The sequence below is a fragment of the Acidovorax sp. NO-1 genome (assembly GCF_000238595.1).
Classification (GTDB): Bacteria; Pseudomonadota; Gammaproteobacteria; order Burkholderiales; family Burkholderiaceae_C; genus Acidovorax.
Genome location: NZ_AGTS01000021.1, coordinates 1 through 3,520, shown reverse-complemented (window position 1 = coordinate 3,520; position 3,520 = coordinate 1). Strand labels below are relative to the sequence as shown.

The following is a 3,520-nucleotide window of genomic DNA, read 5'->3' as shown; positions in this document are numbered from 1 at the left end:
TGCAGCGTTATGCACAGCACGCAGTTATGGACAGTTGGCCAGTCTGAACGCGCCAGAGGCTGTGATCGCCCTGGTAGATCGCAAGGAGGCGGTGCCGTTGAACTGGACATAAGTTCGCAGTCGGCGCATGAATGGTGATCTCACAACTGGAGATCACCATGGACTTGATTCTTTCGATGCACCCGATGGCCAGGGCATGGCTGCTCGATGGCCCGCTGTCTTCATACGTCGGGGCGTTCCAGGCATTGCTGGAGCGCGGCCGGTACGCCGAAGGCAGCTCGGAGACTGCCCTTCGTGCCTGGTCGCACTTTGCCCACTGGATGGCGAAGTGCCAGGTATCTGCCGAACAGATCGACGAAGCCCTCGTCGAGCAGTTTCTGGATTCGCATCTGCCGCGCTGCGACTGCCATCCCGCGGCTCTGCGTACACGCAGCGGCTTGAGCGCCAGTCTCGGACACCTGCTCGCCTTGTTGCGGGAACAGCATGTCATCGTGGAACTGCCAGGCCCCAGCGGTCCCATTGCAGAAGAACTGAACCGTTACAACGTCCACATGCGCGACGCCCGCGGCCTGGCGATAGGCACGCGCGAGGATCGGCTGGTACTCGTAGGTCGTCTGCTGCAATGCAAGTTCGCGGGCAAGGCCATCGCCATCGGCGAGTTGCAGCCGGAAGACGTTCGCGGCTTCATCGCAACCGAGCTCACGCGGGTCAGCAGCGGGTCGCATTCCAGCGCGGTCACTGCTGCGCTGCGGGCCTACTTCCGATACCGCGGGACCTGCGGTGACGCAGTGAACAGCCTGCTCGGCGCTATCTCGTCGCCGGTGCGATGGAGCCAAGCATCGTTGCCGCGCGCGCTGACGACCGAGGAGGTCCAGCGCCTCGAAGCGCATTGCGCCGAGGCCAAGCGGGCTCCGCTGCGCCTGCTGGCCATGGTGCGCCTGGCCTTGGATCTCGGACTGCGCGTGGGCGAGATCGCCAAGCTGGAGATCGGCGACTTCGATTGGCGTGCCGGAACGGTGACCTTGAAGCGAACAAAGTCCCAGCGCCAGGATGTCCTACCGCTGCCGGTGCTCACCGGGCAGGCTCTGGCGGAGTACATGAGACACGAGCGGCCCGCAACCACGCTGCCATCGCTGTTCGTCCGTCGGTTGGCGCCACACGACAAGCCCATCGGCGTCGATGCAGTGAGCCAGGCAATCGGGCGTGCCCTGCGAGGTGCCGGCATCTCACGCGGTTGCCATTCGTTGCGTCACACGCTGGCCTGTCGCCTGGTCAACAGCGGCAGTTCGATCAAGGAGGTCGCCGATGTGCTTCGGCATCGATCGCTGGACACCTCGTTGATCTACGCCAAGCTCGACTTGCAACTGCTTGCCGAGGTCGCTCTGCCTTGGCCTGGGAGTGCATCATGAGCGCCGCAGCATCGGCGAACATCGACCTCACCGCCAAGGTGGAGCAATACCTGACTGAACGCCTGCGCCTCGGGTTCAAGCCGTGCTCCTCTGATCTCGCTGTGCGCAGCTTCACTCGCTTCATGGTCGGAGAGGGACGCGACATCGCGTTGACGGTAGACGTGATGGTCCAGTGGGCGCACCAGGTACAGCCTCGGTATCTCGTGGGCGGCCGGGCCAATGTCGACACGGCAGCGCGCCGACTGGCAACGCTGCGCCCCTTCATGCGCTGGCTCCAGCAGTTCGATCCGACTGTCGAAGTTCCTGACGATTCCAGCTTCGGTCCGATCCCGCGCCGCGTGGCGCCTCACATCTACAGCGAAGCCGAGATCGCGGCATTGATCGTCGCTGCCCGCCGACTCGGCCCCTCGGATGGCCTTCGTGCCACCACCTATGCAACGCTGTTCGGTCTGATCGCATCGGCCGGGCTTCGGGTCTCTGAAGCGATCAACCTGGCCGACTCGGATGCAGATCTGGACGGCGGCATCCTGACCATACAGCAGACCAAGTTTGGCAAGTCCCGCATGGTGCCGCTGCACCCCAGCGTGATCGGTCCGATGGCAGCCTACCGGGCCTTGCGCCGCCAGTACGTGCCTGCGAAGCCGCAGATGACATTCTTCGTGGGCTCGCGTGGCGTGCACCGGGGTGAACCGCTGGGAGATCGGCAGGTGCATCGAGTGTTCTGTCAGCTGCGCGAGCAATTGGGTTGGATCGATCGCGGCGGCCATGGCCGACCGCGGGTGCATGACCTGCGCCATAGCTTCGCCGTGAGACGGATGATCCTGTGGCACCAGCAGGGAGCGAACCTTGACCAACGAATGCTGGCCCTGTCCACGTACATGGGCCACATCAATATCTCCAGCACGTACTGGTACCTGAGCGGCGTGCCGGAGTTGATGGCGTTGGCCGGCGCTCGATTCGAACGCTTCGCCGACGTCGCGGAGAACGACGATGAGTAGTTCTGAACACCGCAAGCCCGCTCCGCCGAGCTTCGCGACGCTGGTCCAGTCCTTCTTCGCCGAGCACCTGACGCAGCAGCGCGCGTTGAGCCCGCAGACCGTTGCGGCCTATCGGGACGCGTTCGTGCTGTTCCTGGACTTCGCCCAGGCGCAACTGCACAAGACGCCCACGACGCTGTCGCTCGCCGACCTGACGCCCGCGCTGATCCTGGACTTCCTCGATCATCTCGAACGCGATCGGCACAACACCGTTCGCAGCCGCAATGCGCGACTGGCCGCGCTGCGCTCGTTCCTGAAGTTCGCGGCCCGGCGAGACGTGACGGCACTTCAGGTCGTCGAGCAGGCGCTCGGCGTGCCGATGAAGCGCTTCGAGCGGCCGATGTTCGAGTTCCTGACACGCGAGGAGATGCTGGCCGTGATCGGCGCGCCAGGAGCGGATTGGATGGGCCAGCGAGACAAGCTGCTGCTGGCCCTGCTGTACAACACCGGTGCCCGCGTGTCGGAGGCAATCGGCGTAAAAGTGGGCGACGTCGTGCTGGCACCCGCCGCCTGCGTGCATCTGCATGGCAAGGGACGCAAGCAGCGGTCGGTGCCGCTCTGGCGATCGACGGTCAAGGTGATCCGCGCCTGGCTGAAGTTCAACCCGGACCTGACTCCCACGTCGGCGCTGCTGCCCAACCGTGGCGGACAGGCGATGACGCGGTCCAACGTGACGCAGCGCCTGGCATTGGCCGTCAAGAAAGCCGCGCTCACGACGCCGAGCCTGGCCGGGAGAACGATCTCTCCACACTGCCTGCGTCACTCGACCGCTATGCACCTTCTGCAGTCGGGCGTGGACATCAGCGTGATCGCTCTGTGGCTCGGACACGAGAGTCCGGCGACAACGCATCAGTACATAGAGGCCGATCTCGCCATGAAGGAAAAGGCACTGGCCAGGCTTCAGGATCCCAATGTGGTCCCACAGCGGTTCCGGGCAGAAGACGATCTGTTGAAGTTCCTCAAGACCTTGTGATTACGTGAAGTTCAAAGACGCGACCGCAGCCCTCTTGCGAGGGCGGCGACGCCGCGCTGCCGGACCAACTGTGCATAACTGCGTGCTGTGCATAACGCTGC

The 3,520-nt window shown here is 64.2% G+C and carries 3 protein-coding genes; all 3 read left to right on the top strand.

The window, feature by feature from the left end; translation table 11 throughout:
- Positions 1-158: 158 nt before the first annotated feature.
- The 3 genes from KYG_RS02100 to KYG_RS02090 are packed head-to-tail and all read left to right on the top strand — an operon-like array spanning position 159 to position 3,419.
- Positions 159-1,409 (top strand): site-specific integrase, encoded by a 1,251-nt coding sequence (locus KYG_RS02100; RefSeq protein ID WP_235516236.1) that lies wholly within the window; start codon positions 159-161, stop codon positions 1,407-1,409.
- The gene (locus KYG_RS02095; RefSeq protein ID WP_008903160.1) at positions 1,406-2,407 is read left to right on the top strand and encodes a tyrosine-type recombinase/integrase; all 1,002 of its coding nucleotides are present in this window, start codon (positions 1,406-1,408) and stop codon (positions 2,405-2,407) included. Before KYG_RS02100 ends, KYG_RS02095 begins: the two co-directional genes overlap by 4 nt.
- Positions 2,400-3,419 carry a tyrosine-type recombinase/integrase gene (locus tag KYG_RS02090; protein ID WP_008903159.1) on the top strand — a complete coding sequence of 340 codons (1,020 nt, stop codon included), beginning with the start codon at positions 2,400-2,402 and terminating at the stop codon, positions 3,417-3,419. Before KYG_RS02095 ends, KYG_RS02090 begins: the two co-directional genes overlap by 8 nt.
- The last annotated feature ends 101 nt before the right edge of the window (positions 3,420-3,520 follow it).

What these genes read in the sequence shown, in the direction of transcription:
- KYG_RS02095 (WP_008903160.1), top strand. Translation starts at nt 1,406, where the DNA reads ATGAGCGCCGCAGCATCGGCGAACATCGACCTCACCGCCAAGGTGGAG.
- KYG_RS02090 (WP_008903159.1), top strand. Translation starts at nt 2,400, where the DNA reads ATGAGTAGTTCTGAACACCGCAAGCCCGCTCCGCCGAGCTTCGCGACG.
- KYG_RS02100 (WP_235516236.1), top strand. Translation starts at nt 159, where the DNA reads ATGGACTTGATTCTTTCGATGCACCCGATGGCCAGGGCATGGCTGCTC.